This is a genomic window from Pimelobacter sp. 30-1, from assembly GCF_018831735.1.
Taxonomy (GTDB): domain Bacteria; phylum Actinomycetota; class Actinomycetes; order Propionibacteriales; family Nocardioidaceae; genus Nocardioides.
This window is the reverse complement of the sequence record NZ_NHTS01000008.1, coordinates 1-25,121: the sequence shown is the minus strand read 5'-3', so window position 1 is coordinate 25,121 and position 25,121 is coordinate 1. Positions and strand designations below refer to the sequence as shown.

The 25,121-nt window shown below is 72.8% G+C and carries 21 protein-coding genes and 1 pseudogene; 9 read left to right on the top strand and 13 right to left on the bottom strand.

The window, feature by feature from the left end:
• Positions 1 to 53: 53 nt before the first annotated feature.
• Both CCO04_RS21005 and CCO04_RS21000 read right to left on the bottom strand, forming a co-directional pair.
• Positions 54 to 1,730: a helix-turn-helix domain-containing protein gene (locus CCO04_RS21005; RefSeq protein WP_252373688.1), complete on the bottom strand. Its 1,677-nt coding sequence runs from the start codon at positions 1,728 to 1,730 to the stop codon at positions 54 to 56.
• Positions 1,731 to 1,735: 5 nt separating this feature from the next.
• Positions 1,736 to 4,354 (bottom strand): DNA translocase FtsK, encoded by a 2,619-nt coding sequence (locus tag CCO04_RS21000; RefSeq protein WP_215816134.1) that lies wholly within the window; start codon positions 4,352 to 4,354, stop codon positions 1,736 to 1,738.
• Between the two features lie 272 nt (positions 4,355 to 4,626).
• Here CCO04_RS21000 and CCO04_RS29515 point away from each other — a divergent pair, with 272 nt between their 5' ends.
• Positions 4,627 to 7,812 carry a M4 family metallopeptidase gene (locus CCO04_RS29515; protein ID WP_215816133.1) on the top strand — a complete coding sequence of 1,062 codons (3,186 nt, stop codon included), beginning with the start codon at positions 4,627 to 4,629 and terminating at the stop codon, positions 7,810 to 7,812.
• 99 nt (positions 7,813 to 7,911) lie between these two features.
• Here the strand turns inward: CCO04_RS29515 and CCO04_RS20990 are convergent, their stop codons facing one another.
• Positions 7,912 to 9,597, bottom strand: a complete 1,686-nt coding sequence (locus tag CCO04_RS20990; RefSeq protein WP_215816132.1) for a ribonuclease J — start codon at positions 9,595 to 9,597, stop codon at positions 7,912 to 7,914.
• A complete protein-coding gene (gene dapA / locus CCO04_RS20985; RefSeq protein ID WP_215816131.1) occupies positions 9,597 to 10,484 on the bottom strand; it encodes a 4-hydroxy-tetrahydrodipicolinate synthase in 888 nt (295 codons plus the stop codon). The genes CCO04_RS20990 and dapA overlap by 1 nt, the downstream gene beginning before the upstream one ends.
• A gap of 84 nt (positions 10,485 to 10,568) precedes the next feature.
• On the opposite strand from dapA, the gene CCO04_RS20980 reads away from it, so the two are divergent.
• Positions 10,569 to 11,243, top strand: a complete 675-nt coding sequence (locus CCO04_RS20980; RefSeq protein ID WP_215816130.1) for an alpha/beta fold hydrolase — start codon at positions 10,569 to 10,571, stop codon at positions 11,241 to 11,243.
• On the opposite strand, the gene CCO04_RS20975 is transcribed toward CCO04_RS20980, so the two are convergent.
• From CCO04_RS20975 to gcvT, 6 genes are read right to left on the bottom strand one after another with little or no spacing between them, the layout of a single operon-like run.
• The gene (locus tag CCO04_RS20975; RefSeq protein WP_215816129.1) at positions 11,227 to 12,165 is read right to left on the bottom strand and encodes an LLM class F420-dependent oxidoreductase; all 939 of its coding nucleotides are present in this window, start codon (positions 12,163 to 12,165) and stop codon (positions 11,227 to 11,229) included. The genes CCO04_RS20980 and CCO04_RS20975 overlap by 17 nt on opposite strands.
• A gap of 13 nt (positions 12,166 to 12,178) precedes the next feature.
• Complete coding sequence (locus tag CCO04_RS20970) at positions 12,179 to 12,700, bottom strand: dihydrofolate reductase (RefSeq protein WP_215816128.1); 522 nt, start codon at positions 12,698 to 12,700, stop codon at positions 12,179 to 12,181.
• Positions 12,697 to 13,491, bottom strand: coding sequence for a thymidylate synthase (locus tag CCO04_RS20965; RefSeq protein WP_215816127.1), 795 nt, complete (start codon positions 13,489 to 13,491; stop codon positions 12,697 to 12,699). The genes CCO04_RS20970 and CCO04_RS20965 overlap by 4 nt, the downstream gene beginning before the upstream one ends.
• 27 nt (positions 13,492 to 13,518) lie before the next feature.
• Positions 13,519 to 14,358 carry a PhzF family phenazine biosynthesis protein gene (locus tag CCO04_RS20960; protein ID WP_215816126.1) on the bottom strand — a complete coding sequence of 280 codons (840 nt, stop codon included), beginning with the start codon at positions 14,356 to 14,358 and terminating at the stop codon, positions 13,519 to 13,521.
• 7 nt (positions 14,359 to 14,365) lie between these two features.
• Complete coding sequence (locus CCO04_RS20955; RefSeq protein ID WP_215816125.1) at positions 14,366 to 14,635, bottom strand: hypothetical protein; 270 nt, start codon at positions 14,633 to 14,635, stop codon at positions 14,366 to 14,368.
• Between the two features lie 3 nt (positions 14,636 to 14,638).
• Positions 14,639 to 15,748, bottom strand: coding sequence for a glycine cleavage system aminomethyltransferase GcvT (gene gcvT / locus CCO04_RS20950; RefSeq protein WP_215816124.1), 1,110 nt, complete (start codon positions 15,746 to 15,748; stop codon positions 14,639 to 14,641).
• Between the two features lie 33 nt (positions 15,749 to 15,781).
• Between gcvT and CCO04_RS20945 the strand changes: the two genes are divergently transcribed.
• Positions 15,782 to 17,311, top strand: coding sequence for a leucyl aminopeptidase (locus CCO04_RS20945; protein WP_215816123.1), 1,530 nt, complete (start codon positions 15,782 to 15,784; stop codon positions 17,309 to 17,311).
• On the opposite strand, the gene CCO04_RS20940 is transcribed toward CCO04_RS20945, so the two are convergent.
• The gene (locus CCO04_RS20940) at positions 17,259 to 17,615 is read right to left on the bottom strand and encodes a hypothetical protein (protein ID WP_215816122.1); all 357 of its coding nucleotides are present in this window, start codon (positions 17,613 to 17,615) and stop codon (positions 17,259 to 17,261) included. The two genes, CCO04_RS20945 and CCO04_RS20940, sit on opposite strands and share 53 nt — an antisense overlap.
• Before the next feature lie 112 nt (positions 17,616 to 17,727).
• Between CCO04_RS20940 and sucB the strand changes: the two genes are divergently transcribed.
• A complete protein-coding gene (gene sucB / locus CCO04_RS20935; protein WP_215816121.1) occupies positions 17,728 to 19,530 on the top strand; it encodes a 2-oxoglutarate dehydrogenase, E2 component, dihydrolipoamide succinyltransferase in 1,803 nt (600 codons plus the stop codon).
• A 109-nt stretch (positions 19,531 to 19,639) separates the two neighbouring features.
• Here sucB and CCO04_RS20930 read toward each other — a convergent pair whose 3' ends face one another.
• Positions 19,640 to 20,620 carry a hypothetical protein gene (locus tag CCO04_RS20930; RefSeq protein WP_215816120.1) on the bottom strand — a complete coding sequence of 327 codons (981 nt, stop codon included), beginning with the start codon at positions 20,618 to 20,620 and terminating at the stop codon, positions 19,640 to 19,642.
• A 36-nt stretch (positions 20,621 to 20,656) separates the two neighbouring features.
• Here CCO04_RS20930 and CCO04_RS20925 point away from each other — a divergent pair, with 36 nt between their 5' ends.
• Positions 20,657 to 21,565: a TIGR01777 family oxidoreductase gene (locus CCO04_RS20925; RefSeq protein WP_215816119.1), complete on the top strand. Its 909-nt coding sequence runs from the start codon at positions 20,657 to 20,659 to the stop codon at positions 21,563 to 21,565.
• Here the strand turns inward: CCO04_RS20925 and CCO04_RS20920 are convergent.
• Positions 21,505 to 22,140: a hypothetical protein gene (locus CCO04_RS20920; protein WP_215816118.1), complete on the bottom strand. Its 636-nt coding sequence runs from the start codon at positions 22,138 to 22,140 to the stop codon at positions 21,505 to 21,507. The genes CCO04_RS20925 and CCO04_RS20920 overlap by 61 nt on opposite strands.
• Positions 22,141 to 22,240: 100 nt before the next feature.
• Between CCO04_RS20920 and lipB the strand changes: the two genes are divergently transcribed.
• The 4 genes and pseudogenes from lipB to CCO04_RS28765 form a co-directional block, all read left to right on the top strand.
• Positions 22,241 to 22,981 carry a lipoyl(octanoyl) transferase LipB gene (lipB, locus tag CCO04_RS20915; protein WP_308281413.1) on the top strand — a complete coding sequence of 247 codons (741 nt, stop codon included), beginning with the start codon at positions 22,241 to 22,243 and terminating at the stop codon, positions 22,979 to 22,981.
• A 53-nt stretch (positions 22,982 to 23,034) separates the two neighbouring features.
• Positions 23,035 to 23,982, top strand: a complete 948-nt coding sequence (locus CCO04_RS20910; protein WP_215816116.1) for an ABC transporter ATP-binding protein — start codon at positions 23,035 to 23,037, stop codon at positions 23,980 to 23,982.
• Positions 23,979 to 24,992, top strand: coding sequence for a hypothetical protein (locus CCO04_RS20905; protein ID WP_215816115.1), 1,014 nt, complete (start codon positions 23,979 to 23,981; stop codon positions 24,990 to 24,992). The genes CCO04_RS20910 and CCO04_RS20905 overlap by 4 nt, the downstream gene beginning before the upstream one ends.
• A 23-nt stretch (positions 24,993 to 25,015) precedes the next feature.
• Positions 25,016 to 25,121 (top strand): annotated as a pseudogene (locus tag CCO04_RS28765) (lipoyl synthase); the annotation flags it as partial.

The window sequence follows — 25,121 nt, the reverse complement described above, 5'->3', positions numbered from 1 at the left end:
GAAGGGCGGGACCAGCGGGGCGGCGCGGGCGGTGCGAGAGGTGGTTCGGGGGCTCAGCGGGCGACGAGGGTCTTGGAGACCTCGGCGCCGGTCTCCCCCAGCGCCTTCGGCTTCTTGCCGCCGAGCGCGTAGGTGACCGAGCCGTCGGAGGACCAGATCCGGACCGGCGGGACGACCTTGAGCTCGGTGGACTGCCCGAACGCGAGGTTGCCGTCGAAGACGATCGCGCCCGCGGCGTCCCGGATGACCAGCTGGGCGCCGCCGCCGGCGGCGGTGAGGGCCAGCTTGAGCGGGTCGCCCTTGGCCGGCGTGCTCGTGACGCCGCCGCTCTGGTTGAGCACCGGGGTGCTGGAGACCGGCTCGGGGCCGTCCATCGCCAGCTTGGCCACCGACCAGATGAGCACGGCGCCCATCACCGCGGCGATGAGGACCGACCAGTTGCGGCCGCCGCGGGTGCTGCGGATCGAGCCGCCCGCTCCGGTCGCGAGCTCGGCCTCGAAGACCCGGCGGGGGTCGACCGGCGCGTGCGCGTAGTGCTCGTCGTAGGAGGCGAGCAGGGGGCCGGCGTCGATGCCCAGCACCCGGGCCAGGGTGCGCAGGTGGCCACGGGCGTAGAAGTCCCCGCCGCACGGCGCGAAGTCGTCGACCTCGATCGCCTCGATGACGTGGGGCCGGATCCGGGTCCGCTCCGAGAGCTGGTCGATGCTCAGGCGCAGCCGGTCGCGGGCCTCGGTCAGCTCGGGACCGATCACCGGGTCGGCGGCCGGGCGCACGGCCAGGTCGTCGAGGACGACGGTCATCGTCTCGGCGTGGTCCACGGGCGCGGCCGGCGGGAGCTCGGGGTCGGGCTGGGGCGGGGCGACCGGGCGCTCGATGGCGACGCGCGCGGGCAGGACGGTACGCCGCTCCGGCTCGATCTCGGGCTCGGTCTCGATCTCGGGCTCGGCGACGACGGCCGCGATCTCGCCGGTGTCCTCGGCGTCGGCGGCATCGAGCACGATCTCGCCGGTGGCCTCGGTGTCCGCGGTGTCCTCGGAGTCAGCCGAGTCAGCGGCCGCGCGGCCCGCCAGGCCGGCGGCGACGCGGGCGGAGATCCCGTGCCGCTCCTCCGGTACGACGGGCGCGTCGTCCTCGGCGTAGAGGTCGCTGAGCTTCGGCACGGACGCCGAGCGGCTCGCCGCGGTGTCGTCGGGCAGCCCCGGGACGACCTCGGTCACGTCGGCGCGGCCGTCGGCCAGCTCGGCGAGCGCGTCGCTGAGCGAGCCCGACTCGGCACCGACCAGGCGGGTCGCCAGGGTCAGCGGGACGACGAGCTGCTGGTCGTCGTACCCGTCGACGAGGAGGTGACCGTCGCGCAGCAGTCCGCGCCGCGGGAGGTGCTCGAGGCAGTCGATGTCGGGCCAGGCGATACCGCGCCACTGGGCGCCCTGGCGCAGCCGGACGCCGTGGGCGTCGGCGACCAGGAGCGGCGCGCGGCCGTCGGCGATCGAGGCGGCGTGGGCGATGCTGACCAGGGCGAGGACGCCGAAGGCCAGCCAGTCCAGGGCGGTGCCGCCGGTGAAGGCCCGGGCCGCGAAGGCCACGGTGAGCAGGCCGGCGACGCCGGCCACGCCGGCCGAGAGGGCGACGTTGCGGCGTACCTCGACGCGCAGGTCGGGGCCGGAGCCGGTGGACTCGGGAGCCTCGGGCGACTCGGCCGCCTCGTCGGGCTGGATCGGGTGCTCGGTCATCTGGGTCACGCCTCCCCCTGGATGGTCATGATCACGGCGTCGATCTCGTCGGGCTTGACCAGGACGTCGCGGGCCTTGGAGCCCTCGCTCGGCCCGACCACGCCCCGGCTCTCGAGGATGTCCATCAACCGGCCCGCCTTGGCGAAGCCGACCCGGAGCTTGCGCTGCAGCATCGACGTCGAGCCGAACTGCGTGGAGACGACCAGCTCGATCGCCTGGACCACGAGATCCATGTCGTCGCCGATGTCGTCGTCGAGGACCTTGTTGGCCGCGGCGGGCGCGGTGACGTCCTCGCGGTAGCTGGGCTCGAGCTGACCCTTGCAGTGCTTGACGACCTGCTGGATCTCGGACTCGCCGACCCACGATCCCTGCACGCGGATGGGCTTCGAGGCGCCCATCGGCAGGAACAGGCCGTCACCCTGGCCGACCAGCTTCTCCGCACCGGGGGTGTCGAGGATGACGCGGCTGTCGGCGAGGCTGGACGTCGCGAACGCCAGGCGGGACGGGACGTTGGCCTTGATCAGACCGGTGACGACGTCGACCGAGGGGCGCTGCGTGGCGAGCACCAGGTGGATGCCGGCGGCCCGGGCGAGCTGGGTGATCCGGACGATCGAGCCCTCGACGTCGCGCGGGGCGACCATCATCAGGTCGGCGAGCTCGTCGACGATCACCAGCAGGTACGGGTACGGCGTGAGCGTGCGCTCGCTGCCCGGCGGGACCTCGACCTTGCCCTCACGTACGGCCTTGTTGAAGTCGTTGATGTGGCGGAAGCCGAAGTTGGCGAGGTCGTCGTAACGCATGTCCATCTCGCGGCAGACCCACTCGAGCGCCTCGGCGGCCTTCTTGGGGTTGGTGATGATCGGCGTGATCAGGTGCGGCACGCCCTCGTAGGCGTTGAGCTCGACCCGCTTGGGGTCGACCATGATCATCCGTACCTCGTCGGGCGTGGAGCGCATGAGCACCGAGGTGATCATCGAGTTGATGAAGCTCGACTTTCCGGAGCCGGTGGCGCCGGCGACGAGCAGGTGCGGCATCTTCGCCAGGTTCGCGACGACGAAGCCGCCCTCGACGTCCTTGCCGAGTCCCGCGATGAGCGGGTGGTGGTCGTTGCGCGCGACGTTGGAGCGCAGCACGTCGCCGAGGGAGACGATCTCCTTGTCGGAGTTGGGGATCTCGACGCCGACCGCGGACTTGCCGGGGATCGGGCTGAGGATCCGCACGTCCTCGGAGCCGACGGCGTAGGAGATGTTGCGCTGGACGCCGAGGATCTTCTCGACCTTGACGCCGGTGCCGAGCTCGATCTCGTAGCGGGTGACCGTCGGGCCGCGGGTGTAGCCGGTGACCTGGGCGTCGACGTTGAACTCGTCGAGCACGGTCTGCAGCCGCTCGACGACGTCGTCGCTGGCCTTGGAGCGCGCCCGGTGCGGGTCGCCCGGCTTGAGCGCGGTCGCGTCGGGGAGCGTGTAGACGATGTCGCCGGACAGCGCGAGCTGCTCGACGCGCTGGGGCAGGTCGGCGTGCGGCGGCGGCTCGAGGTCGGCCGGGTCCTCCTCGACCGGCGCGGACCGGGCGAGCCGGCGCGCGATGAGCGCGTTGGAGCCGGCCTCGGGGTCGATCGGCTCGTCGTCGGCGAGCGGGAGGTCGATGGGCTCGAGCAGCTCCATCGACTCCTCGGCCGGATCGGGCGTCTCGGCCTTCTTGCGGCGCTTCTTCTTCGGCTCGGCCAGCACCGGCGAGTCGTACGCCGGGTCGCCCATCCGCTCGAAGGTGTCGTCGAGGTGCATCGCCTGGGTCTGGTCGCCGTCGTCCTCGCCGTGGTGGCGGCCGAGCAGCAGGTCACCGAGGTCGCGCAGCCGGTCGGGGACGCGGTAGAGCGGCGTCGCGGTGATCACCAGGACGCCGAAGAACGCGAGCAGCGCCAGCAGCGGGACGACGACGCCCGGCGAGCGCAGCAGGTCGAGCAGGAGCGCCGAGACGACGTACCCGACGGCGCCGCCGCCGTCGCGCAGCGGCAGGGTGTCGCCCTGCACCGGCTCGGGGCTGCCGTTGGCGATGTGCACGATGCCGAGCAGGCCGAAGGACAGCGCGGTCCAGCCGATCACCTGGCGTCCGGCCGGCCCGTTGCCGATCGGGTCGCGCATGATCCGCCAGCCGGCGAGCAGCACGATCAGCGGCACCAGCCAGCCGACCTTGCCCACCGAGCCGGACACGGCGGCCCGGGCGAAGTTCATGACGCCACCGGGCAGCTCGAACCACACCGCGGCGGCGATGACGATGGAGACCGCGACCAGCAGCAGGCCGAATCCGTCGCGGCGCTGCTCGGGCTCGATGTCGCGGGCGCCGTGGCCGACTCCGCGGGCGACCGCCCCGATGCCGTGCGCGAACGCGAGCCAGACCGCGACCACGCCGCGGCCGAGCGCGGTGAAGAGCCGCGCGACGGGGCCGGGACCGCTGCGCACGGCGCGCGGAGCCGGCCGCCGGGCCGAAGCGGACTTCTTCGCGGCGGGCTTCTTCTTGGTGGTCGTACTCCGGGAACGCGAGCTGGCTGTCTTCTTCGCTCCCGAGCGGGAGGAAGCACTGGTCCTGCTGCGCGACGCCGGCGGGGAAGACGTACGGGTCGCCATGACACCAAACCTAGGCGATCGTCCCACCTGTCACAGGGACAACACGCGGGAGCGAGGCGCCCCGCTCCGCGACGTCCCACCAGCACCATGCGTCTCCTGCGTCACGCGACTCCCCCGGGACGATCTTCGGCCCGCCCGGCGGTCGGACGGATGCCTTGCGAAGAATCTCTGGACCTGCCGTATTCCTGAGCCCTAAGGTGCCGAGAGCGTGTCCGGAGCGGGCGACACTCGGCCCCCGCCGACGGCACGCCTCACCCCCGAGGAGACATTTCGTGAGACACAACCTGTCCGGGCTCCTGCGGAAGGGAATCGGCATCTCGCTCGTCGGCGCAGCCCTGGCCGTCGTCCCTTCGTCGCCCGTCACCGCGGCACCGAACGACCCGTCGGTCGTCCAGCAGATGCGCAACGAGGCCGAGGGCACCGTCACCGTGCGGACCTCCTCGGCCTCCGCCAAGGTCGGCTTCGTCCGCGCCACCGGCGACCTGTTCCCCTCCGAGGCCACCGGCAAGACCCGGGACGGCGCCACCGACAAGGCGCGCGGCTACCTCGACAAGTACGCCCGCGCCTTCGGCGCCAAGGCGGGCGAGCTCGAGCAGTCCGCGATCACCAAGTCGCCGGCCGGCTACACGGTCGACTTCACCCAGCGCTACCAGGGCGTGCCGGTCTTCGGCTCCAAGCTCCGCGCCCAGGTCGACAACCAGGGCGACCTGACGTCGGTCTCCGGCTTCGTCGCCCCGTCGATCGCCGTCGGCACCACGCCGCGCATCGACAAGGCCACCGCGAGCACCACCGCCATCCGGCTCGCCAGCAGGGCTCCGGCCGGCACCGGCGACAGCGGCGCGGACAAGCCCAAGGCCAGCAGCCTGAGCGTGACCAAGGCCGAGCTGGTCATCTACCGGCTGGGCGCCCTCCAGGGCGTCGAGGGCCGCAACCTGCTCGCCTGGGTGGTCGAGGTGACCGACGGCGCGCAGGTCCGCGAGACCAGCGTGCTCGACGCGCTGACCGGCAAGGCGGTCAACCGCTACTCGATGATGGCCCACGCGCTCGACCGCGAGCTGCACGAGGAGTCCATCGAGGACACGCCCGTGTGGAAGGAGGGCGACGCCTTCCCCGGCACCCTCGACCAGGACCAGAAGAACGAGATCCAGGGCACCGGTGAGGCCTACTGGTTCTTCAAGAACTCCTTCGGCCGTGACTCCTTCGACGGCAACGGCAAGAAGATGATCACGGTCAACAACGACCCCGACATCGCCTGCCCCAACGCCAACTGGAACGGCACCTCGACCAACTACTGCTCGGGTGTCTCCTCCGACGACACCGTCGCCCACGAGTGGGGTCACGCCTACACCGAGTACACCTCGGGTCTGCTCTACCAGTGGCAGTCGGGCGCGATGAACGAGGCGTACTCCGACATCTGGGGCGAGACGGTCGACATGCTCAACGACCGCTTCAACACCCCCGACGAGACCGCGCTCCGCACCGACGGGCACTGCTCGCAGGGCACGCGCACCGACATCTCGCTGGTGGTCAACAGCCCGGCGGAGGCCGCCGGCAGCTGCGTCGTCGTCCCGGCGTCCTTCGGCCCGGTCATCGGCAGCGAGATCACCTCCGACATGGTGATCGGCACCGACGTCGACGAGAACCCCGGTGACCCGGCCGTCGGCACGACCACCGACGGCTGCTCGCCCTTCGACAACGCGGCGGCCATCGCCGGCAAGTTCGTCTACGTCGACCGCGGCTCCTGCAACTTCACCGTGAAGATCGGCCACGCCGAGGACGCCGGAGCCACCGGCATCATCGTCGGCAACAACGACAGCCCCATCGGCTCGATCTCGGGTGACTCGCCGCTCTACGGTGCGATGGTCTCCAAGGCCGACGGCACCCGGATCAAGTCGGCCACCGGCACCCTCAACATCACGATGGCGCCGGCCGGCGCTCCCGTGCTGGACGCCAGCTACCGCTGGCTCTCGGGCGAGGACGACCCGGCCTTCGGCGGCGCAATCCGCGACATGTGGAACCCGAACTGCTACGGCGACCCGGGCAAGGTCTCGGACGAGGAGTACTACTGCGACACCGCCGACAACGGCGGCGTGCACACCAACTCCGGCGTGGTCAACCACACCTACGCCCTGCTCGTCGACGGCGGCACGTTCAACGGCGTCACCGTCCCGGGCATCGGGCTCGACAAGGCCGCGAACATCTTCTGGCGCACCCAGACGTCGTACCTGACGCCGATCTCGGGCTTCGCCGAGCTCGCCGACGGCCTCGACGCCTCGTGCCGCGACCTGACCGGCAACACCTCGCTCAAGAAGCTCACCGTGGGCACCGGCCCGACCGGTGGCGGGCAGGCGGACGGCGGTCCGATGCCGGCCATCACCACCGCCGACTGCGCCGCGGTGACCAAGGTGGCCCAGGCCACCGAGCTGCGGGTCAAGCCGGTGCAGTGCAACTTCCGCCTGATGTTCCGCAAGGGCACGGTCGGCTGCGGCGACGGCACCGTCACCAAGAAGCTGTGGTCCCAGGAGTTCGAGGGTGCCGGTCTCCCGGCCGGCTGGACCACGGACATCGAGGCGGACAACAGCTACTTCGAGCCGAGCATCAGCCGTGCGCTGCCCCCGATCAGCGAGAAGGGGACCCCGCACAAGGGCGGTGCCGGGATGCTCTACTTCAACGACAAGGGCAACGCCGGCAACTACGGCAGCTGCAAGCCCAACGACCCGAACGACTACAGCTCGCGGGTCAGCGTGGCGACGCCCGAGCTGACGGTGCCCGAGGGTGACCTGCCCCGGCTCACCTTCGACCAGTACATGTCGTCCGAGGTCCGTACCGACGGCGGCAACGTCAAGGTCAGCGTCAACGGGGAGGCCTACGAGCTGGTCCCGGCCGACGCGTGGATCTACAACGGTCCGCGCACCACGCTGCTGAGCGCCGAGGAGGACAACACCAACCCGATGGCCGGCGAGGACGCCTTCACCGGCACCGACGGCGGCGTGCCCACCGGCTCGTGGGGCTTCTCGGCGATCGACCTGTCCGAGATCGCGGACGAGGGCGACACCGTCCAGTTCCGGTTCGACTTCGGCATGGACGGCTGCAACGGCGTCGACGGCTGGTACATCGACAACGTGGCGCTGAGCATCTGCGACACGCCCGTCACGCCGCCGGCGCCCAGCCCGGCCACGGTGGCCAAGACAGCCGTCGCCAAGAAGGGCGTCGTCAAGATCGGCGTCAAGGTCAAGAGCGGGGCCACGCCGAGCGGCAAGGTCAAGGTCACGATCAAGGGCAGGACCTACACCGGCAAGGTGGTGCGGGGCGTGCTGACGATCAAGGCCAAGCCGCAGCTGGCCAAGCTGTGGCGCCAGCACGTGCGCAAGGTCAACGCCAAGGTCACCTACCAGGGTGACGCCAAGGTCGCGCCCTTCGCCGGGAAGGTCACGGTGAAGCTCAAGGGCCGGCAGTAGAACGGGGACACAGGAACGCCCCGTCCCCCTCGGGGGCGGGGCGTTCCGCTGTCCGTACGGCGACGGCAGGCGCCGGCGAGGCGCTGCCGGCGGCGGCGCTCAGGCCTCGACGACCACCGGGATGATCATCGGGCGGCGCTTGTGGGCGCTGCTGACCCAGCGGCCGATCGTGCGGCGCACGGTCTGCTGGAGCTGGTAGGTGTCGGTGGTGCCCTCGGTCAGCGAGCGGTTGACCGCGTCGATGATGGGCTGCTTGATCGGCTCGAAGTCCGAGTCGGCCCAGGCGTGGCCTCGGGCGTGGATCTCGGGTCCGGCGGAGACCTTGCCGGCCACGGAGTCGACGACGACGATGACCGAGATGAAGCCCTCCTCGCCGAGGATGCGGCGGTCCTTGAGCTCGGACTCGGTGACGTCGCCGACCGACTGGCCGTCGACGAAGACGTAGCCGCACTCGACCTTGCCGACCACCGAGGCGACGCCGTCGACGAGGTCGACCACGACGCCGTCCTCGGCGTAGACGACGTTCTCGACGCCGGTCTGCTTGGCCAGGTCGCCGTTGGCGAGCATGTGCCGGACCTCGCCGTGGACCGGCAGCACGTTGCGCGGCTTGACGATGTTGTAGCAGTAGAGCAGCTCGCCGGCGCTGGCGTGGCCGGAGACGTGGACGAGCGCGTTGCCCTTGTGGACCACGCGCGCGCCGAGCCGGGCCAGGCCGTTGATCACGCGGTAGACGGCGTTCTCGTTGCCGGGGATCAGGCTGGAGGCGAGGACGACGGTGTCGCCCTCCTCGAGGTGCACGAAGTTGTGGGTGCGCTGGGCGATCCGGGCCAGGGCGCTGAGCGGCTCGCCCTGGGAGCCGGTCGAGATGAGCACCTGGCGCTCGGGCGCGAGGTCGGCGAGCTCCTTGGCCTCGACCATGACGCCGGGCGGCACGGTGAGGTAGCCGAGGTCGCGGGCGATGGCCATGTTGCGGACCATGGAGCGCCCGACGTAGGCGACCTTGCGGTTGTGCTTGACCGCGGCGTCGAGCACCTGCTGGACGCGGTGCACGTGGGAGGCGAAGCAGGCGACGATGATGCGCTGCTTGGACTCGGCGAAGGCCTGCTCGAGGACCGGGGTGATCTTGCGCTCGGCGGTGGTGAAGCCGGGCACCTCGGCGTTGGTGGAGTCGGTCAGGAAGAGGTCGACGCCCTCCTCGCCCAGGCGAGCGAACGCGCGCAGGTCGGTGATCCGGCCGTCGAGCGGGAGCTGGTCCATCTTGAAGTCGCCGGTGTGGAGCACCAGGCCGGCGCCGGTGCGGATGGCGACCGCGAGCGCGTCGGGGATGGAGTGGTTGACCGCGACGAACTCCAGGTCGAAGGGGCCGAACGAGATCTTGTCGCCCTCCTTGACCGTGTAGAAGGGCGTCTGGCGCAACCGGTGCTCGCGCAGCTTGGAGTTGAGCAGCGCCAGGGTCAGCTCGGAGCCGACCAGCGGGATGTCCTGGCGCTCGCGCAGCAGGTACGGCGTCGCGCCGATGTGGTCCTCGTGCCCGTGGGTGAGCACCAGCGCCTCGACCTTGTCGAGCCGGTCCCGGATGGCCGCGAAGTCGGGGAGGATCAGGTCGACGCCCGGCTGGTGGTCGTCGGGGAAGAGCACGCCGCAGTCGACGATGAGCAGCCGGTCGTCGTACTCGAAGACGGTCATGTTGCGGCCGACCTCGCCGAGGCCGCCGAGCGGGATGACGCGCAGGCCGCCCTTGGGCAGCTTCGGCGGGGCGGAGAGCTCGGGGTGCGGGTGGCTCATCAGAGGAGGCCCGCCGCGGTCAGGCCGGCGCGGAGCTCCGCGACCTCACCGTCGTCGAGCGCCATCAGTGGAGGTCGTACGACGCGGTTGTCGAGCACGCCGGTCAGCTCGAGCGCCGCCTTGGCCGTGGTGGCGCCGTAGTTGGCCACGCCCATGATCGCCTCGTAGGCGGGGATCAGGCCGGTGTGGATGCGCAGCGCCTCGGCGTGGTCGCCGGCGAGGAAGCTCTCGATCATGGTCCGCAGCTGGGTGCCGGCGACGTGGGCGGCCACCGAGACCAGACCGGTCGCGCCGTAGGCGAGGTAGCCGAGCGTGTTGACGTCGTCGCCGGAGTAGACCGCGTAGCCGAGGTCGACGAGCTGGGCCGTGCGGGACAGGTCGCCGGAGGCTTCCTTGACCGCGATCACCGTGTCCCACTGCTTGGCGGCGGCGTAGGTCTCGAGCGCGATCTTGGTGCCGGTCCGGCCCGGGACGTCGTAGAGCATCACCGGGACGCCGGTGGCCTCGACGACGTGGCGGAAGTGGTTGAGCACGCCGGGCTGGCTGGGCTTGTTGTAGTAGGGCGTGACGAGCAGCAGCCCGTCGGCGCCGACCTTCTCGGCCTGCTTGGCCAGCTCGACGGAGTGCCTGGTGTCGTTGGTGCCGACACCGGCGACGACCTTGGCCCGGTCGCCGACCGCGTCCTTGACCGCGGCGAGCGTCTCGCCGTCCTCGGCGCCGGTGGTGGTCGGCGACTCGCCGGTGGTGCCGGAGACGACGATGCCGTCGTTGCCGTGGTCGACCAGGTGCTTGGCGACCTTCTGCACCCCGTCGAGGTCAACGGAGCCGTCCTCGTGGAACGGCGTGACCATGGCGGTCAACAGGGTGCCGAAGGGCGCAGAAGTCATGGAGCCAGGCTATCGCCCCCGGCTCGTATCGCTCACTCCGCACGCTCCCCCGGTCTGTCGGTGGTCACTGGCAGGGTCGGCGGCGTGGATCAACCCGTGCTCTTCCTCAGCGGCTCCGGCCTGCCCACCTGGATCTGGGACGAGGTCCGCGCCGGCCTCCCCGTGAGCGCCGTCGCGCCCCGTCCGTCCGCCCCGGGCGCCGACCCCACGGCGTACGCCGCCGCGGCGCTCGCCGCGGTCGACTGGCCCCGGTTCACCGTGGTTGCCCACTCGGTGGGAGGCGTCGTCGCCCAGGCGGTCCTCGCCGCCGCGCCCGAGCGGGTGACGGGCGTGCTGGGCGTCGCCGCAGTCTGGCCGAGCCCCGGACGCTCCTTCGCGGGTGCGCTGCCGGCGCCCCAGCGGTGGGTGCTCCCGATGGTCCTGCGCCTGGCCGGCACCCGGCCCCCGGAGAAGCAGCTCCGCGCCGGGCTGGGTGCCGGGCTCCCCGAGGCGACCGTGGACCGGCTGGTCGCCGGGTTCACGCCAGAGTCGCGCGCGCTCTTCGTCACGCCCGCGCCGCCGGTCGCGGCCGGGTGGTCCGGGCTCCGCGGCTACGTCCGGACGACGAGCGACCGCGACGTCCCCACCGCGCTCCAGGACCGCTCGGCCGAGGCGCTCGGCGCGACCTTCGTGCGCGAGCTCGCGACCGGGCACCTGCCCATGCTGAGCGACCCGGCCGGCCTGCGCGCGGCCGTGACCGGCTTCACAGGTGAGGCATGACCTCCGCGGCGACCAGCCGCAGGTGGTCGAGGTCGGCCAGGTCGAGCGTCTGGAGGTAGATCCGCTCGGCACCGAGCGCCTCGAAGCGCTTGATCTTGTCGACCACCTCGGCCGGCGTACCGGCCAGTCCGTTGACCCGCAGCTCGTCGACCTCGCGGCCGATGGCGGCGGCCCGGCGGGCGATCGCGGCCTCGTCCTCGCCCACGCACAGCACGAGCGCGTTGGACCAGGTGATCGTGCCGGGGTCGCGGCCGATCTCCTCGGCCGCGGCGCGCACCCGGGCGAACTGGGCGGCGGTGGTCTCCTCGTCGGCGAACGGCAGGTTGAACTCGTCGGCGTAGGCCGCGGCGAGCGCCGGCGTCTGCTTCTTGCCGAGCCCGCCGATGAGCACGGGCGGGCCGCCGCGGTGGCCGGAGGTCTGGGTCGGCTTGGGCAGCGCCGGGCTGTCGGCGAGCTGGTAGTGCGCGCCGTCGAAGGCGTAGCGCTCCCCGACCGGCGTGGTCCACAGGCCGGTGATGAGGGCGAGCTGCTCGGCGTACCGCTCGAAGCGCTCGCGGGTGTCGGGGAACGGGATGCCGTAGGCGGTGTGCTCCTGGGCGAACCAGCCGGCGCCGAGGCCGAGCTCGATCCGGCCGCCGCTCATCTGGTCGACCTGGGCGACCTGGATCGCGAGCACGCCGGGGTGCCGGAAGGTCGCGCTCGTCATCATCGTGCCGAGCCGGATCGTGCTGGTGTCGCGGGCCAGGCCGGCCAGCGTGGTCCAGGCGTCGGTCGAGCCGGGCAGCCCGTCGCCGCTCATGTGGAGGTAGTGGTCGCTGCGGAAGAAGGCACCGAAGCCCAGCCGCTCGGCCACGAGGGCGACGGCCAGCAGGTCGTCGTACGTCGCGCCCTGCTGGGGTTCGGTGAAGACACGGAGCTCCATGGCTCCTACCTTGTCAGGCCCCTCCACACGCGAAGACGCGCTCCCACCACACGATGGTGAAACCGTCGCGTGGCTCACGCCGGACCTGGCGCCAGCGCTTCTCGCCGAACTCCGGGTAGTGGGTGTCGCCCTCGGGCGAGAGCGGGATCTCGGAGATCACCTGCTCGTCGGCGTAGGGCAGGGCCGCCTCGTAGACCGCCGCTCCCCCGCCGATCATCACCTGGCGGTCCTCCGGCTGCCCGTCGAGCAGCCGGTCGGCGAGCGCCAGCGCGTCGGTGATCGAGTGCGCGACCTCCACCCCCTCGGCCGCGTACGACGGGTCGCGGGTGAGCACGATCGTCGTCCGGCCCGGCAGCGGCCGCCCGATGCCCTCGTGGGTGGTCCGGCCCAGGACGAGCACGTGCCCGAGCGTGGTCGCCTTGAAGTGCTGGAAGTCCTCGGAGATCTTCCAGGGGATGTCGGCGTCGGCGCCGATCACGCCGTTCTCGGCGACGGCGGCCACCATCGTGACGCGCCGGCCTGCGGGAGTCGTCATACGGCGATCGGAGCCTTGATCGCGGGGTGCGGGTCGTAGCCCTCGATCGCGATGTCCTCGAGCTCGAAGGCGTCGATCTCGGTGACCGCGGGGTTGAGCACCAGCGTCGGCAGCGCCCGCGGCTCGCGGGTGAGCTGGAGCCGGGCCTGCTCGAGGTGGTTGGAGTAGAGGTGCGCGTCGCCGAGCGTGTGCACGAACTCCCCCACCTCCAGACCCGTCACCTGGGCGACCATGTGGGTCAGCAACGCGTAGGAGGCGATGTTGAACGGCACACCGAGGAACACGTCGGCCGAGCGCTGGTAGAGCTGGCAGCTGAGCCGCCCGTCGGCGACGTAGAACTGGAACAGGCTGTGGCACGGCGGCAGCGCCATGTCGTCGACCTGGCCGGGGTTCCACGCCGAGACGATGTGGCGGCGGCTGTCGGGATTGGCCCGGATCTGCGCGATCACCTGGGCGAGCTGGTCGATCTGCTGCCCGTCGGGGGTCGGCCAGGAGCGCCACTGGGCGCCGTACACGGGGCCGAGGTCGCCGTTCTCGTCGGCCCACTCGTCCCAGATCGAGATGCCGCGCTCCTGGAGCCAGCGGACGTTGGTGTCGCCGCGCAGGAACCACAGCAGCTCGCCGAACACCGAGCGGGTGTGGATCTTCTTCGTGGTGACCATCGGGAAGCCGGCCCTCAGGTCGAAGCGCATCTGGTGACCGAAGACGCTGAGCGTGCCGGTGCCGGTGCGGTCGCTCTTGTCGACGCCCTCGTCGAGGATGCGTTGGACCAGGTCGAGGTAGGCGCGCACGACGTCAGCCTAGGGCGCGGGTGGTGCTCAGAGCGCGACCGTCCCCTGGATGGTCGACAGGGTGTCGCCGCCGACCCAGATCGTGCCGTCGGCGTCGGTGTCGACGTGGATCCGGCCGCGCCGGCCGATCGCGGTCCCCTGGGCGGCGACGTACGACGGCGGGAGCACCCCGCTCGTCGTGAGCCACTGGGCCAGCGAGGCGTTGAGCGAGCCCGTGACGGGGTCCTCGGCGATGCCGGCGGCGTGCGGGACGAACGCGCGGACCTCGACCGCGCACTCGGCACCGTCCGGGTGCGGACCGATCACGCCCACGTCGACCGGCAGCCGGCCGTGGTCGGGCCTGAGGGCGAGCACGGCCTCGGCGCTGGCGAGCCGGGCGCCGACCCAGCCGGGGCCGTTGTCGGCCCAGGCCAGGTCGAGGATCTCGGCCCGATCGATCCCGAGGGCGGCCGCGATCTCGTCGGCGAGGGCGTCGTCGACGGGTCCCGAGCGCAGCAGGTCGGGGGCGGCGAACGCGAGCCGGCGGTCCTGGCGGCGCAGGGCGACCAGGCCGACCCCGCACTGCTGCACGATCCGCTCGCCGGCGGGCACGCCGCCGGCCTCGAGCCAGGCGTGCGCCGAGCCGAGGGTCGGGTGCCCGGCGAAGGGCAGCTCGGTCTCGGTGGTGAAGATCCGCAGCCGGTAGTCGGCACCCGGCTCGGTCGGCTCGAGCAGGAAGGTCGTCTCGCTCAGGTTGGTCCAGCGCGCGAAGCGCTGCATCTCGTCGTCGGAGAGCCCGTCGGCGCCGTGCACGACGGCCACCGGGTTGCCCAGCAGCGGCTCGTCGGTGAAGACGTCGACCTGGCGGAACTCGCGGGAGGTCGTCACGACCGGCTCAGGCGCTCAGCGACATCGGGCCGTAGACCTCGCGGTCGGCCTCGAAGAGGGTCACCTGGGCGACCCCGCGCTCGGCGAGCTCGGACCAGATCTCACCGATCCACGACTCGGCGTCGCCCTGGTTGGGGAACGCCTGCTCGCCGTACTCGTCGGCGTCGGCGCCGGTGAGCACGACCTCGGCGCCGGAGGCGTCCTCGAGGCGCCAGCGCCAGGGCTGCTCGGCCGGCGGCTGCGGGCGGTAGGAGGCGGGCTGCTCGGGAAGGGTCATGGCTCAAGACTCCCTGACGGAGGGCTGGACGAACGGCGGCTTGGTGATCTGGAAGACCTCGGGACGGCCCCGGACGTCGACGCGCACCTCGGCGTCATCGGCGACCGCGGTCGAGACCAGGGCGAGGCCGATGCCCTTGCGCAGGGTCGGCGAGAAGGTGCCCGAGGTGACCTCGCCCAGCGGGACGTCGCGCAGCAGCCGCACGCTCATGTGGGGACGCGGGATGCCGCGGCCGGTGGCGACGATGCCGACGAGCTTGCGGCGCGGACCGGCCTCCTTCTCGGCGAGCAGGACGTCACGGCCCCAGAAGGCCGGCTTCTTCCAGCCGACCGCCCAGCCCAGGCGCGCCTCGACGGGGGTGATGTCCGGGGAGATGTCCTGGCCGTGGAGCGGGTAGCCCATCTCGGTGCGCAGCGTGTCGCGCGCGCCCAGGCCGGCCGGCACCAGCCCGTACGGCGTACCGGCCGCCAGCAGCGCGTCCCACAGCGCCGGGGCGACCTCGGAGGGCGCGATCAGCTCGTAGCCGCGCTCGCCGGTGTAGCCGGTCCGGCACACCACGACCCGGGCGCCCTCGAAGGGCGCCTCGACGAACGTGAGGTAGTCGTGGCCGACCGGGAGGCCGGCGTCGGCCAGCACCTCGTCGGAGCGCGTGCCCTGGACGGCGAGGACGACGTAGTCCCGGTGGTGGTCGAGCACCTCCACGCCCTCGGGCGCGGCCTCGACCAGGCGCCGGCGTACCTCGGCGTTGTTGGCGGCGTTGGGGACGACCAGCACGTGCTCGTCGTCGCGGTAGTAGGTGAAGACGTCGTCGATGATCCCGCCGGTCGCGTCGTCGACGACGAGGCTGTACTGCGCCTTGCCGGGGCCGATCCGGTGCAGGTCGTTGGTGAGCGTGGCGTTGAGGAAGTCCACCGCGCCCGGGCCGCGCACGACGAGCTTGCCGAGGTGGCTGACGTCGAAGATCCCGACGCCCTCGCGCACCGCGGCGTGCTCCTTGACCACGCCCGTCGGGTACTCCAGCGGCATCAGCCAGCCGCCGAACTCCGAGAACTTGGCACCGAGTGCCTCGTGCCGGTCGTGGAGGGGTGAGTGCAGTGGGGTCGCATCCGCCATGCTCCGCAATGTAGCGCTCGATATCCTGCGGCGGTGACGACCTTCGCCCTCCGTACGGCCAGCCCCGCCAAGACCCGCGCCGAGGCCGTGGTCGTCGGGGTCCTCCCCGACGGGGTCCTCGCCCCCGGCGCCGAGGACGTCGCCGCCGCCTACGGCCGCAAGCTGGCCGGGCTGCTGGCCACGATCGGCATGAAGGGCGCGCCCGGCGAGGTGGCCAAGGTGCCGACCGCGGGGGTCATCGCCTCGCCGCTGCTCGTGCTCGTCGGGCTCGGCGCGGACCCCGGCCCGGACGCCGTACGGCGTGCGGCGGGCAACGCCGCCCGCGCGGTCACCAACGCCGCCTCCGTCGCGCTCGCGCTGCCGGCCGACACGCCCGAGCTCGTGCGGGCGATCGTCGAGGGCTACCGGCTCGGCGGGTACGCGTTCACGTCGTACAAGAGCAAGCCGGCGACGCCCACGACGCCCGCCGAGATCGTCGTCCTCTCCCCCGCCGCCCGCCGCGGCGAGGTCACCGCCGCCGTCGAGCCCGCCCAGGTCGTCGCCGACGCGGTCCGCGCGGCCCGCGACTGGGTCAACACCCCGCCCGCCGACCTCACCCCGCCCGCCTTCGCCGACGCGATCGCCGCCGCCGTCAGGGCCGCCAACAAGGGGCTCGCCAAGGGCGCGACCAAGGTCACCGCCACCGTGCTCGACGAGGAGCGCCTGGCCGAGCTCGGCTGCGGTGGCCTGCTCGCCGTCGGCAGCGGCTCCTCGGCGCCCCCGCGCCTGGTCGAGCTGTCCTACGCCCCCAAGGACGCGGTCGCCCACGTCGCGCTCGTCGGCAAGGGCATCACGTTCGACTCCGGCGGCCTCTGGATCAAGCCCGCCGCCAGCATGGCCACGATGAAGGAGGACATGGCGGGCGCCGCCGCCGTCGTCCAGGCCACGCTCGCCGCGGCCCGGCTCGGCCTGCCGGTCCGGATCTCCGCCTACGCCGCCCTCGCCGAGAACATGATCGGCGAGGCCGCGATGCGCCCCGGCGACGTGCTGACCACCTACGGCGGCACCACCGTCGAGATCAGCAACACCGACGCCGAGGGCCGCCTGGTCCTCGCCGACGCGCTCGACCGCGCCGTCGAGCGTGAACCTGACGTCATCATCGACATCGCCACCCTGACCGGCCACATGGTGATGGCCCTGGGCGACCGGATCGCCGGCGTGATGGGCGACGACGCCGTCGTCGCCGAGGTCCTGGCCGCCTCGGCCGCCGCCGGCGAGGACACCTGGCCGATGCCGATCCCGGAGGCCATGGACGAGCGCATCCGCAGCTCGGCCGTCGCCGACCTCGCGCAGTACGACGGGATCCGCTGGGGCGGCGGGCTGTTCGCCGCGGCCTTCCTGCGGGAGTTCACCGGCGGACTGCCGTGGGCGCACCTCGACATCGCCGGGCCGACGTTCAACAAGGGCGGCCCCACCGGGCACCTCGCCACCGGCGCGACCGGCTACGGCGTGGCCACCCTCGTGGAGTGGCTCAGGAGTCGCGCTGCTGGCGCTCCCGGTCGCGCTGCTTCTGCGCCTGCCTGACCCGGGAGTTGTAGTCGCGCATCCGCTGGGGGACGCCGACCACCGCGGCGTCGTACGAGGGGACCTGCTGGCGGTTGCAGAAGTCGTGGGCCCACTTGATCGACGACACCCGCCGCCGGGTCCACTCACCGTCGTGCGCGACGAGCAGCAGCGTGATCTCGCTGACCGCGGTCCGCGGCTCGACGAAACCCTCCACGCCACGCCGCTCGCGCAGCCACGCGAGCAGGTGCTCCTCGTCGCCACGGTCGGAGGCGCGGACCCGCGTGGAGCCCGTGCGTGCGGCGTCCTTGGCGGGGTTACTCATCCGTAGCTTGGAACCCCCGCGGAACCGGTCGAACATGCCCATGGGACCAGTTTGCCCGATCCGTGGGTGGGCCGTTGCGACTTGTGTGAGTCGTGGTGCAAGGATTGCCCCCATGGCGACCGAAGTCACTCTCCCCGCACTCGGTGAGTCCGTCACCGAAGGCACCGTCACCCGCTGGCTCAAGCAGGTCGGCGACCAGATCGCGATCGACGAGCCGCTGCTCGAGGTGTCGACCGACAAGGTCGACACCGAGATCCCCTCTCCGGTCGCCGGAACCCTGATCGAGATCCGCGCCAACGAGGACGACACGGTCGAGGTCGGCGCCGTCCTGGCCGTCGTCGGCGAGGCCGGTGAGGCTCCCGCCGGCGACGCTGCCCCGGAGGCTGCTCCCGAGGCCGCCGCGGAGGCCGCCCCGGCCGCCGCCGAGCCGGAGCCCGAGCCGGCGCCGGAGCCCGCTGCCGCGGCGGAGCCCGCGCCGGAGCCGGAGGCCGCCCCGGCTGCCCCCGCCGCGTCCGGTGGCGCCGGTGCCGCCGAGGGGACCGCGGTCACCCTCCCCGCCCTGGGCGAGTCCGTCACCGAGGGCACCGTCACCCGCTGGCTCAAGCAGGTCGGCGACGCCGTCGCGGTCGACGAGCCGCTGCTCGAGGTGTCCACGGACAAGGTCGACACCGAGATCCCCTCGCCCGTCGCCGGGACCCTGCTCGAGATCAAGGCCGCCGAGGACGAGACCGTCGAGGTCGGCGCCGAGCTGGCCATCATCGGCTCCGGTACGCCCGCCGCGCCGGCTGCCCCCGCCGCGCCGGCTGCCCCCGCCGCTCCGGCTGCCCCCGCCGCTCCGGCTGCCCCGGCTGCCCCCGCCGCTCCGGCCGCTGAACCCGCGGCCGCTGCCCCGGCTCCGGCCGCCCCGCCGGCCCCCGCTGCCCCGCCGGCCCCGGCCGCCCCCGCCCCGACCCACGCGGCGGACGCGACGGACGGCCCCGGCTACGTCACCCCGCTGGTCCGCAAGCTCGCCGCCCAGCACGGCGTCGACCTGGGCCAGGTCACCGGCTCGGGTGTGGGCGGACGGATCCGCAAGCAGGACGTCCTCGACGCCGCCGCCAAGGCCGCCCCGGCGGCTCCCGCGGCCGCTGCGGCCGGCTCCGGCTCCGGCTCGTCCGCGGGCTCGGCCCCCGCTGCTGCGGCGGCTCCGGCCACGCCGTCCCCGCTGCGCGGCCAGACGGTCAAGGTCAGCCGGCTGCGCAAGATCATCGCCGAGCGGATGGTCGACTCCCTGCACGTGTCGGCCCAGCTCACCCAGGTCGTCGAGATCGACGTCACCAACATCGCGCGGCTGCGCGAGTCGGTGAAGGCGGAGTTCCTGGCGCGTGAGGGCGTCAAGCTGACGTACCTGCCGTTCTTCACCAAGGCGGCGATCGACACCCTCAAGCAGCACCCGGCGCTCAACGCCAACCTCGACCTCGAGAAGGGCGAGATCACCTACTACGACCGCGAGAACGTCGCGTTCGCCGTCGACACCGAGAAGGGCCTGCTCACGCCGGTCGTCAAGGACGCCGGCGACCTGTCGATCTCCGGGCTGGCCAAGAAGATCTCCGACGTCGCCGAGCGGACCCGGACCAACAAGATCGGGCCCGACGAGCTCTCCGGTGGCACCTTCACCATCACCAACCTGGGCAGCTTCGGCGCCCTGTGGGACACCCCGATCATCAACCAGCCGCAGGTCGCCATCCTCGGCCCCGGTGCGGTGGTCAAGCGTCCCGTGGTGATCGACGACGAGGACCTCGGCGAGACGATCGCCGTGCGCCACATGGTCTACTTCGCGCTCACCTACGACCACCGCGTGGTCGACGGCGCGGACGCCGGCCGCTTCCTGCGCGACCTCAAGAGGCGCCTCGAGGCGGGCCAGTTCGAGGTCTGAGGACCCGTACCCGCAGCGCCCAGCAACGACGACGCCCCCCGGAGCCGCACGGCTCCGGGGGCGTCGTCGTCCGAGGCGGACCTGGCGGACCTGGCGGGCCCGGGAGCGCTCAGCGCGCCTCGGTCGCGATCCGTACCTCGGTGGTGAGCCTGGTCGTGACCCGGGCGTCGCCGACGTCCACCACCGTGGTGCCGCGGATCGTGGACGACGAGCGCACCGGCAGGAACATCCCCTCGCGCACCTCGATCCGGCCCCGGCTGGTGCTGCTGCCCTCGACGATCGTGCCGCCTGCGTAGGGACCGCCCGGCGCTGTGGTCTGCTCGGTGCGGACGTCGAGCGTGTATCCCTCGTCGCTCAGTCCCACGACCTCGTACGTCGAGTCCACCCGCACGCTCGCCCCACCGATCTCGACCTCGTCGGTCGTGCGCCAGCGGGCACCCAGGCCGACCTCCTCGACGGGGAACCGCACGATCGCGAAGCCCTGGGCGAGGACGTCGTCGAGCACCGGGCCGACCAGGTCCGGACCGTCGTCGCCGAGGTCGACGTCCCGGGACACGGTCGTCCCGTCGGGGCGCACCACCGTGGTCATCGTGGCGCCCTCGAGGAACGTCAGCGCCTGCTCGATCGGGCCGGCCAGGCTGCGCGCGATCCCGGTGCGGTCGACGGTCGTGGGGCCGAAGACGGTCTCGACGCTCAGCTCGTCGTCGGTGACATCGGTGACCGTCGAGGTCACCTGGAGCGTCATCGGGATCCGCATCTCCCCCGCGAACCTCTCGGTGCCGCGCAGGGTGCTGCTCTGCGTCGTGGTGAGGGTGAGCGTCGCGTGCTCGACGTGGCCCTTCTCGACCCCGATCCGGAGCAGCCGCCGCGGCGCCGCACCACGGTCGAGCACCGCCGGCGACGTGGACGGGGCCGACGACGGGGCCGACGACGGGGCCGACGGTGAGCCGGGCGGCGTGGGGGTACCCGAGGCGGCCGGCTCGGAGCCGGCGCCATCCCCGTCCTCGTCGCAGGCCGACAGCGCGGACAGGGCGAGGGCGGCGACGCTGGCCGCGGCGAGCGCTCGGAGGCGCGGAGGCATGGTGCTCATGGGACTCCCTCGGTCGGTGGTGGCAGGCTTTCACACATGACCCCGCTCCATGTCGTCATCGCCGGCTCGTCCGGCTACCTCGGCCAGTCGCTGGTTCCGGCCCTGCGCGAGCGCGGCCACGAGGTCACCCGCCTGGTACGACGCGAGGCCGGTCCCGGTGAGTCGACCTGGGACCCGCAGGGCGGCGTCGTCGACGAGGCGCTCGTCCAGGGCGCCGACGTCGTGGTGAACCTGGCCGGGGCGCCCCTGATCGGCAATCCGCACTCCAAGTCGTGGGCGCGCGCGGTGCTCGACAGCCGCCGGGCCACGACCGGGCTGCTCGCCGCCACCGTGGCCGCGGCGCCCGGGCCGCGGCTGCCGGCGCTCGTCAACGCCTCCGGCATCAGCTGGTACGGCGACCACGGCTCCGCGCCGCTGACCGAGGCCTCCGACACGCGGGGTCACGCTCTCCTCACGCGCGTGTGCCGCGAGTGGGAGGCCGCGGCCCGTCCCGCGTCCGAGGCGGGCGCCCGCGTGGTGCTCCTGCGCACCGCACCGGTCCAGGACCGCCGGCACCCGCCGCTGCAGCAGCAGCGCCTGCTCTTCACCGCCGGCCTGGGTGGCCGGCTGGGCGGCGGCGACCAGCACTACCCGCTGATCTCGCTGCGCGACTGGGTCGGCGCCGCGGTCCTCCTCGTCGAGCACCCCACCGCGTCCGGACCGGTCAACATGTGCGCGCCCGTGACGCCGACCAACGCGGAGTTCACCCGCGCCCTGGCCCGCCAGGTGCACCGGCCGGCGTTCTTCGCGGTACCGGCGCCCGCCATCCGGCTCGCCGCCGGCGCGATGGCCGCGGAGGTGCTCGGCTCGCTCGACGTGCGTCCGGCCGCGCTGCTCGGCCTCGGCTACGAGTTCGCCGACCCGGACGTCGACGCGGTGCTCGCCACGGGGCTCGCCCGCGGCTGAGCCGAGGACAGCAGCCAGCGCCCGGCCACGCGCCGGAACACCAGGCGGGACGTGGACGGTCCGTCCCGGGGCAGCGCCCGCCGGGCGGGCCCGGTCGTGCCGACGCCGGACGGCGGCACCGCGAAGCCGCCGTCCAGCCGGTCGGTGACCACGAGCACGAGCCGCCGCGGGGTCCAGGCCCGCAGCCGGACCGCCAGCACCTGGGTGGTCATCCCCTCGACCCGCAGCCCGCGCCCCGTCCAGGCCCGGAGCATCGCGAGGTCGCGCCGCCCGGCCGCCGAGCCCGGAACGTAGAGCCGCGCGAGCGCCCGCGGGTCACCGCGGGCCCAGGCGCGGGACCGCGCCCGGTCCCAGGCGCGGAGCACCGCCAGCGAGCCCACCGCCGGGCTCACCCGCACCGATCCCGGTCCCGGTCCCGCGTCGGGAGCGGCCACCCCGGCCGAGCCCGCGCCAGACGCAGCCACGGATCCCGGCGCACCCCGCGCCACGACCCCACCGGCGACGACCAGCGCCGTCACCGTCACCACCACCACGACCACGCCGGCCAGCCGAGCGCGGGACCCCGAGAACCGCATGGGACGTTCCTACCCCGAAGGTCCGACGGATGCATCCGGTCCTCCACAGGCCCCGACCGGCCCCGACCGGCCCCGACAGACCCCGAGTAGGCTCGACGTCGTGACGCTCACTTTCCGCGAGGACGGGCTCGGACCGGACTTCATCGACTACGTCACCGCCTGGGATCTCCAGCGCGAGCTCCACGCCGAGGTCGTCGCCGGCGAGCGGACCGACACGGTGCTGCTCCTGGAGCACCCGGCGGTCTTCACGGCCAGCCGGCGTACGGCCGAGCACGAGCGGCCCACCGACACCGGTGGCGCGCCGGTCATCGAGGTCGACCGCGGCGGCAAGATCACGTTCCACGGTCCCGGTCAGCTCGTGGGCTACCCCATCGTCCGGCTGCCCGACCACGTCAAGGTCGTCGACTACGTACGCCGCCTCGAGGAGGCGATCATCGCGGTCTGCGCCGAGCTCGGCGTCACGACCGCGCGCATCCCGGGCCGCACCGGCGTCTGGCTCAAGGCCGACGAGCGGGGCGGCGAGCGCAAGATCGCGGCCATCGGCATCCGGGTCCGCAACGGGGTCGCGATGCACGGCTTCTCGCTCAACTGCGACGTCGACCTGAGCTGGTACGACCGCTTCGTGCCCTGCGGCATCGCCGACGCCGACGTCACCTCCCTGAGCGCCGAGCTGGGCCGCGACGTGCCGGTGCGCGAGGTCGTCGCCTCCGTACGACGCCACCTCGACGAGCTGCTCGCCTGGGGGCCCTACGTGGCGACGCCCGACTACGAGCCGCGCCCCGATCCGGCCAAGACTCCCCCGCCCGTCGGCGTGGCGGTGCTCAGCTACCCCGCACGCTGAGGTCAGACTGTCCTCCTGCTCTCCCCCCTTCGAGAGCCGACTGAGGAGGACGCGTGAGCGACCTGGTCATCGAGACGACGGGGCTCCGCAAGGAGTTCCGCACCGTCCGCGGCGGACAGCGCGTCGCCGTGCAGAACCTCGACCTGGCGGTGCCCGCCGGCGGTGGGGTGCACGGCTTCCTGGGCCCCAACGGGTCCGGCAAGACCACGACGATCCGGATGCTGCTCGGCCTGGCCCGGCCCACCCGCGGCACGATGCGCCTGTTCGGCCAGCCGGTCCCCGAGCTGCTCCCCCAGGTCATCGACCGGGTCGGCGCGGTCGTGGAGTCGCCGAAGTTCTCCCCCAATTTCAGCGGGCGGCTCAACCTGCAGCTGCTCGCCGACGCCATCGGTACGCCGCGCGGTCGCGTCGACGAGGCGCTCGAGACCGTCCAGCTCGGCGGTCGCGACAAGGACCGCTACAAGTCCTACTCGCTGGGCATGAAGCAGCGGCTCGCCATCGCCGCGACCCTCCTCAAGCGCCCCGACCTGCTCATCCTCGACGAGCCGACCAACGGGCTCGACCCGGCCGGCATCCGGGAGATCCGCGAGACCATCCGCGGCCTGGGCGAGGCGGGCGTCACCGTGCTGCTGAGCTCGCACATCCTCGCCGAGGTGCAGCAGGTGTGCACCTCGGCCACGATCATCGGCAACGGCCGGCTGCTGGCCTCGGGACGGGTCGACGACCTGCTCGGGACGACGACGGCCCACCGGGTCGTCGTACCGGAGCCGGAGCGGGCGGTGGGCGTGCTCCAGGCCGCCGGGCTCAGCGCCGTGGTCGTCGCCGGAGCCGACCACGAGCGGCCGCACGAGGTGCGCGTCGAGACCGAGGATGCCACCCGGATCACCCAGACGCTCAGCGGCGCCGGGATCTGGCTGACCGAGCTGACCCCGCTGCGCCCGGACCTGGAGACGTTCTTCCTCGCGCTCACCGACGCCGAGCGGCTGGGGGCGGACCGATGAGCGCCTTCGCCCGGCTGCTCCGCGTCGAGCTCATCCGTCTCGTACGACGCCGCGCGGTCCTCGTGCTCCTGCTGGTCGCGCTCGTCGTCCCCGTCGTGGTCGGCGTCGCGATCACCCTCGACACCCGCCCGCCCTCCGCAGCCGCGCTCGCCGACGCGAAGGCGCAGGTCGAGCGCGACCGCAAGGATCCGGCCTACGCCGAGTCCCTCGAGCAGTGCATCGCCGACCCGGTCAACTTCGGCGGCATCCAGAGCACCGACAAGGCCGAGATCGAGCGCCTCTGCACCGAGCAGACCCAGCCCCAGGTCGACTGGTACCTCTACGTCAACGACCTCGACCTCGCCACCGAGATCACCCAGGGCTCCGGCATCGCGCTGGTCGTCATCCTCGGCCTGCTCATGATGGTCCTCGGCACGACGTTCACCGGCCACGACTGGGCCAGCGGATCGGTCAGCAACCAGCTGCTCTTCGAGCCGCGCCGGGCCCGGGTGTGGGCGGCCAAGGCGATCGTGGTGACGGGGGTGGCGCTGGTGCTGTCGGCGCTGGTGCTCTCGGCGTACTGGCTCGGGATCAACGCGGTCGCCGCCTCGCGCGACCTCCCCTCCGGCGGCGCGGTCCTGCTCGACTGCCTGCAGATGGGCTGGCGCGGTGCGGGCGTGGTCGCCGCGGCGGCGCTGTGCGGCTTCGCGCTGACGATGCTGTTCCGCAGCACGGTCGCCACGCTCGGCATCCTGTTCGGCGTCGCGCTGGTCGGCGGCATCGTCCTCGCGGTGCTGGGGGTCTCCGGCCGGTTCGACCCGGCGCTCAACACGCTGGCGGTCGTCGCCGACGGGGCGACGTACTACGTCGACGCGCCGTGCCCGCCCGAGCAGGGCATCGACATGGCGGGGGCGACGTGCTCCGAGGAGCGGACCCTCACGTTCGCCTCCGGCGCGGCGTACACCGGGACGGCGGTGGGCGGCTCCGCGGTGCTCTCGCTCTTGTGGTTCCGGCGGCGCGACGTGCCGTGAGGCCACCGGAGTAGGCTGACCCGGTGAGCGCAACACCCGAGGGGCGCAAGCTCCTCCGCCTCGAAGTCCGCAACGCCGAGACCCCCATCGAGCGCAAGCCGTCCTGGATCAAGACCAAGGCGAAGATGG

Coding starts and splice junctions, on each gene's coding strand:
- CCO04_RS21005 (WP_252373688.1), bottom strand. CDS start 1,730: ATGACCGAGCACCCGATCCAGCCCGACGAGGCGGCCGAGTCGCCCGAG.
- CCO04_RS21000 (WP_215816134.1), bottom strand. CDS start 4,354: ATGGCGACCCGTACGTCTTCCCCGCCGGCGTCGCGCAGCAGGACCAGT.
- CCO04_RS20990 (WP_215816132.1), bottom strand. CDS start 9,597: ATGAGCCACCCGCACCCCGAGCTCTCCGCCCCGCCGAAGCTGCCCAAG.
- dapA (WP_215816131.1), bottom strand. CDS start 10,484: ATGACTTCTGCGCCCTTCGGCACCCTGTTGACCGCCATGGTCACGCCG.
- CCO04_RS20975 (WP_215816129.1), bottom strand. CDS start 12,165: ATGGAGCTCCGTGTCTTCACCGAACCCCAGCAGGGCGCGACGTACGAC.
- CCO04_RS20970 (WP_215816128.1), bottom strand. CDS start 12,700: ATGACGACTCCCGCAGGCCGGCGCGTCACGATGGTGGCCGCCGTCGCC.
- CCO04_RS20955 (WP_215816125.1), bottom strand. CDS start 14,635: ATGACCCTTCCCGAGCAGCCCGCCTCCTACCGCCCGCAGCCGCCGGCC.
- gcvT (WP_215816124.1), bottom strand. CDS start 15,748: ATGGCGGATGCGACCCCACTGCACTCACCCCTCCACGACCGGCACGAG.
- CCO04_RS20940 (WP_215816122.1), bottom strand. CDS start 17,615: ATGAGTAACCCCGCCAAGGACGCCGCACGCACGGGCTCCACGCGGGTC.
- sucB (WP_215816121.1), top strand. CDS start 17,728: ATGGCGACCGAAGTCACTCTCCCCGCACTCGGTGAGTCCGTCACCGAA.
- CCO04_RS20930 (WP_215816120.1), bottom strand. CDS start 20,620: ATGAGCACCATGCCTCCGCGCCTCCGAGCGCTCGCCGCGGCCAGCGTC.
- CCO04_RS20925 (WP_215816119.1), top strand. CDS start 20,657: ATGACCCCGCTCCATGTCGTCATCGCCGGCTCGTCCGGCTACCTCGGC.
- CCO04_RS20920 (WP_215816118.1), bottom strand. CDS start 22,140: ATGCGGTTCTCGGGGTCCCGCGCTCGGCTGGCCGGCGTGGTCGTGGTG.
- CCO04_RS20905 (WP_215816115.1), top strand. CDS start 23,979: ATGAGCGCCTTCGCCCGGCTGCTCCGCGTCGAGCTCATCCGTCTCGTA.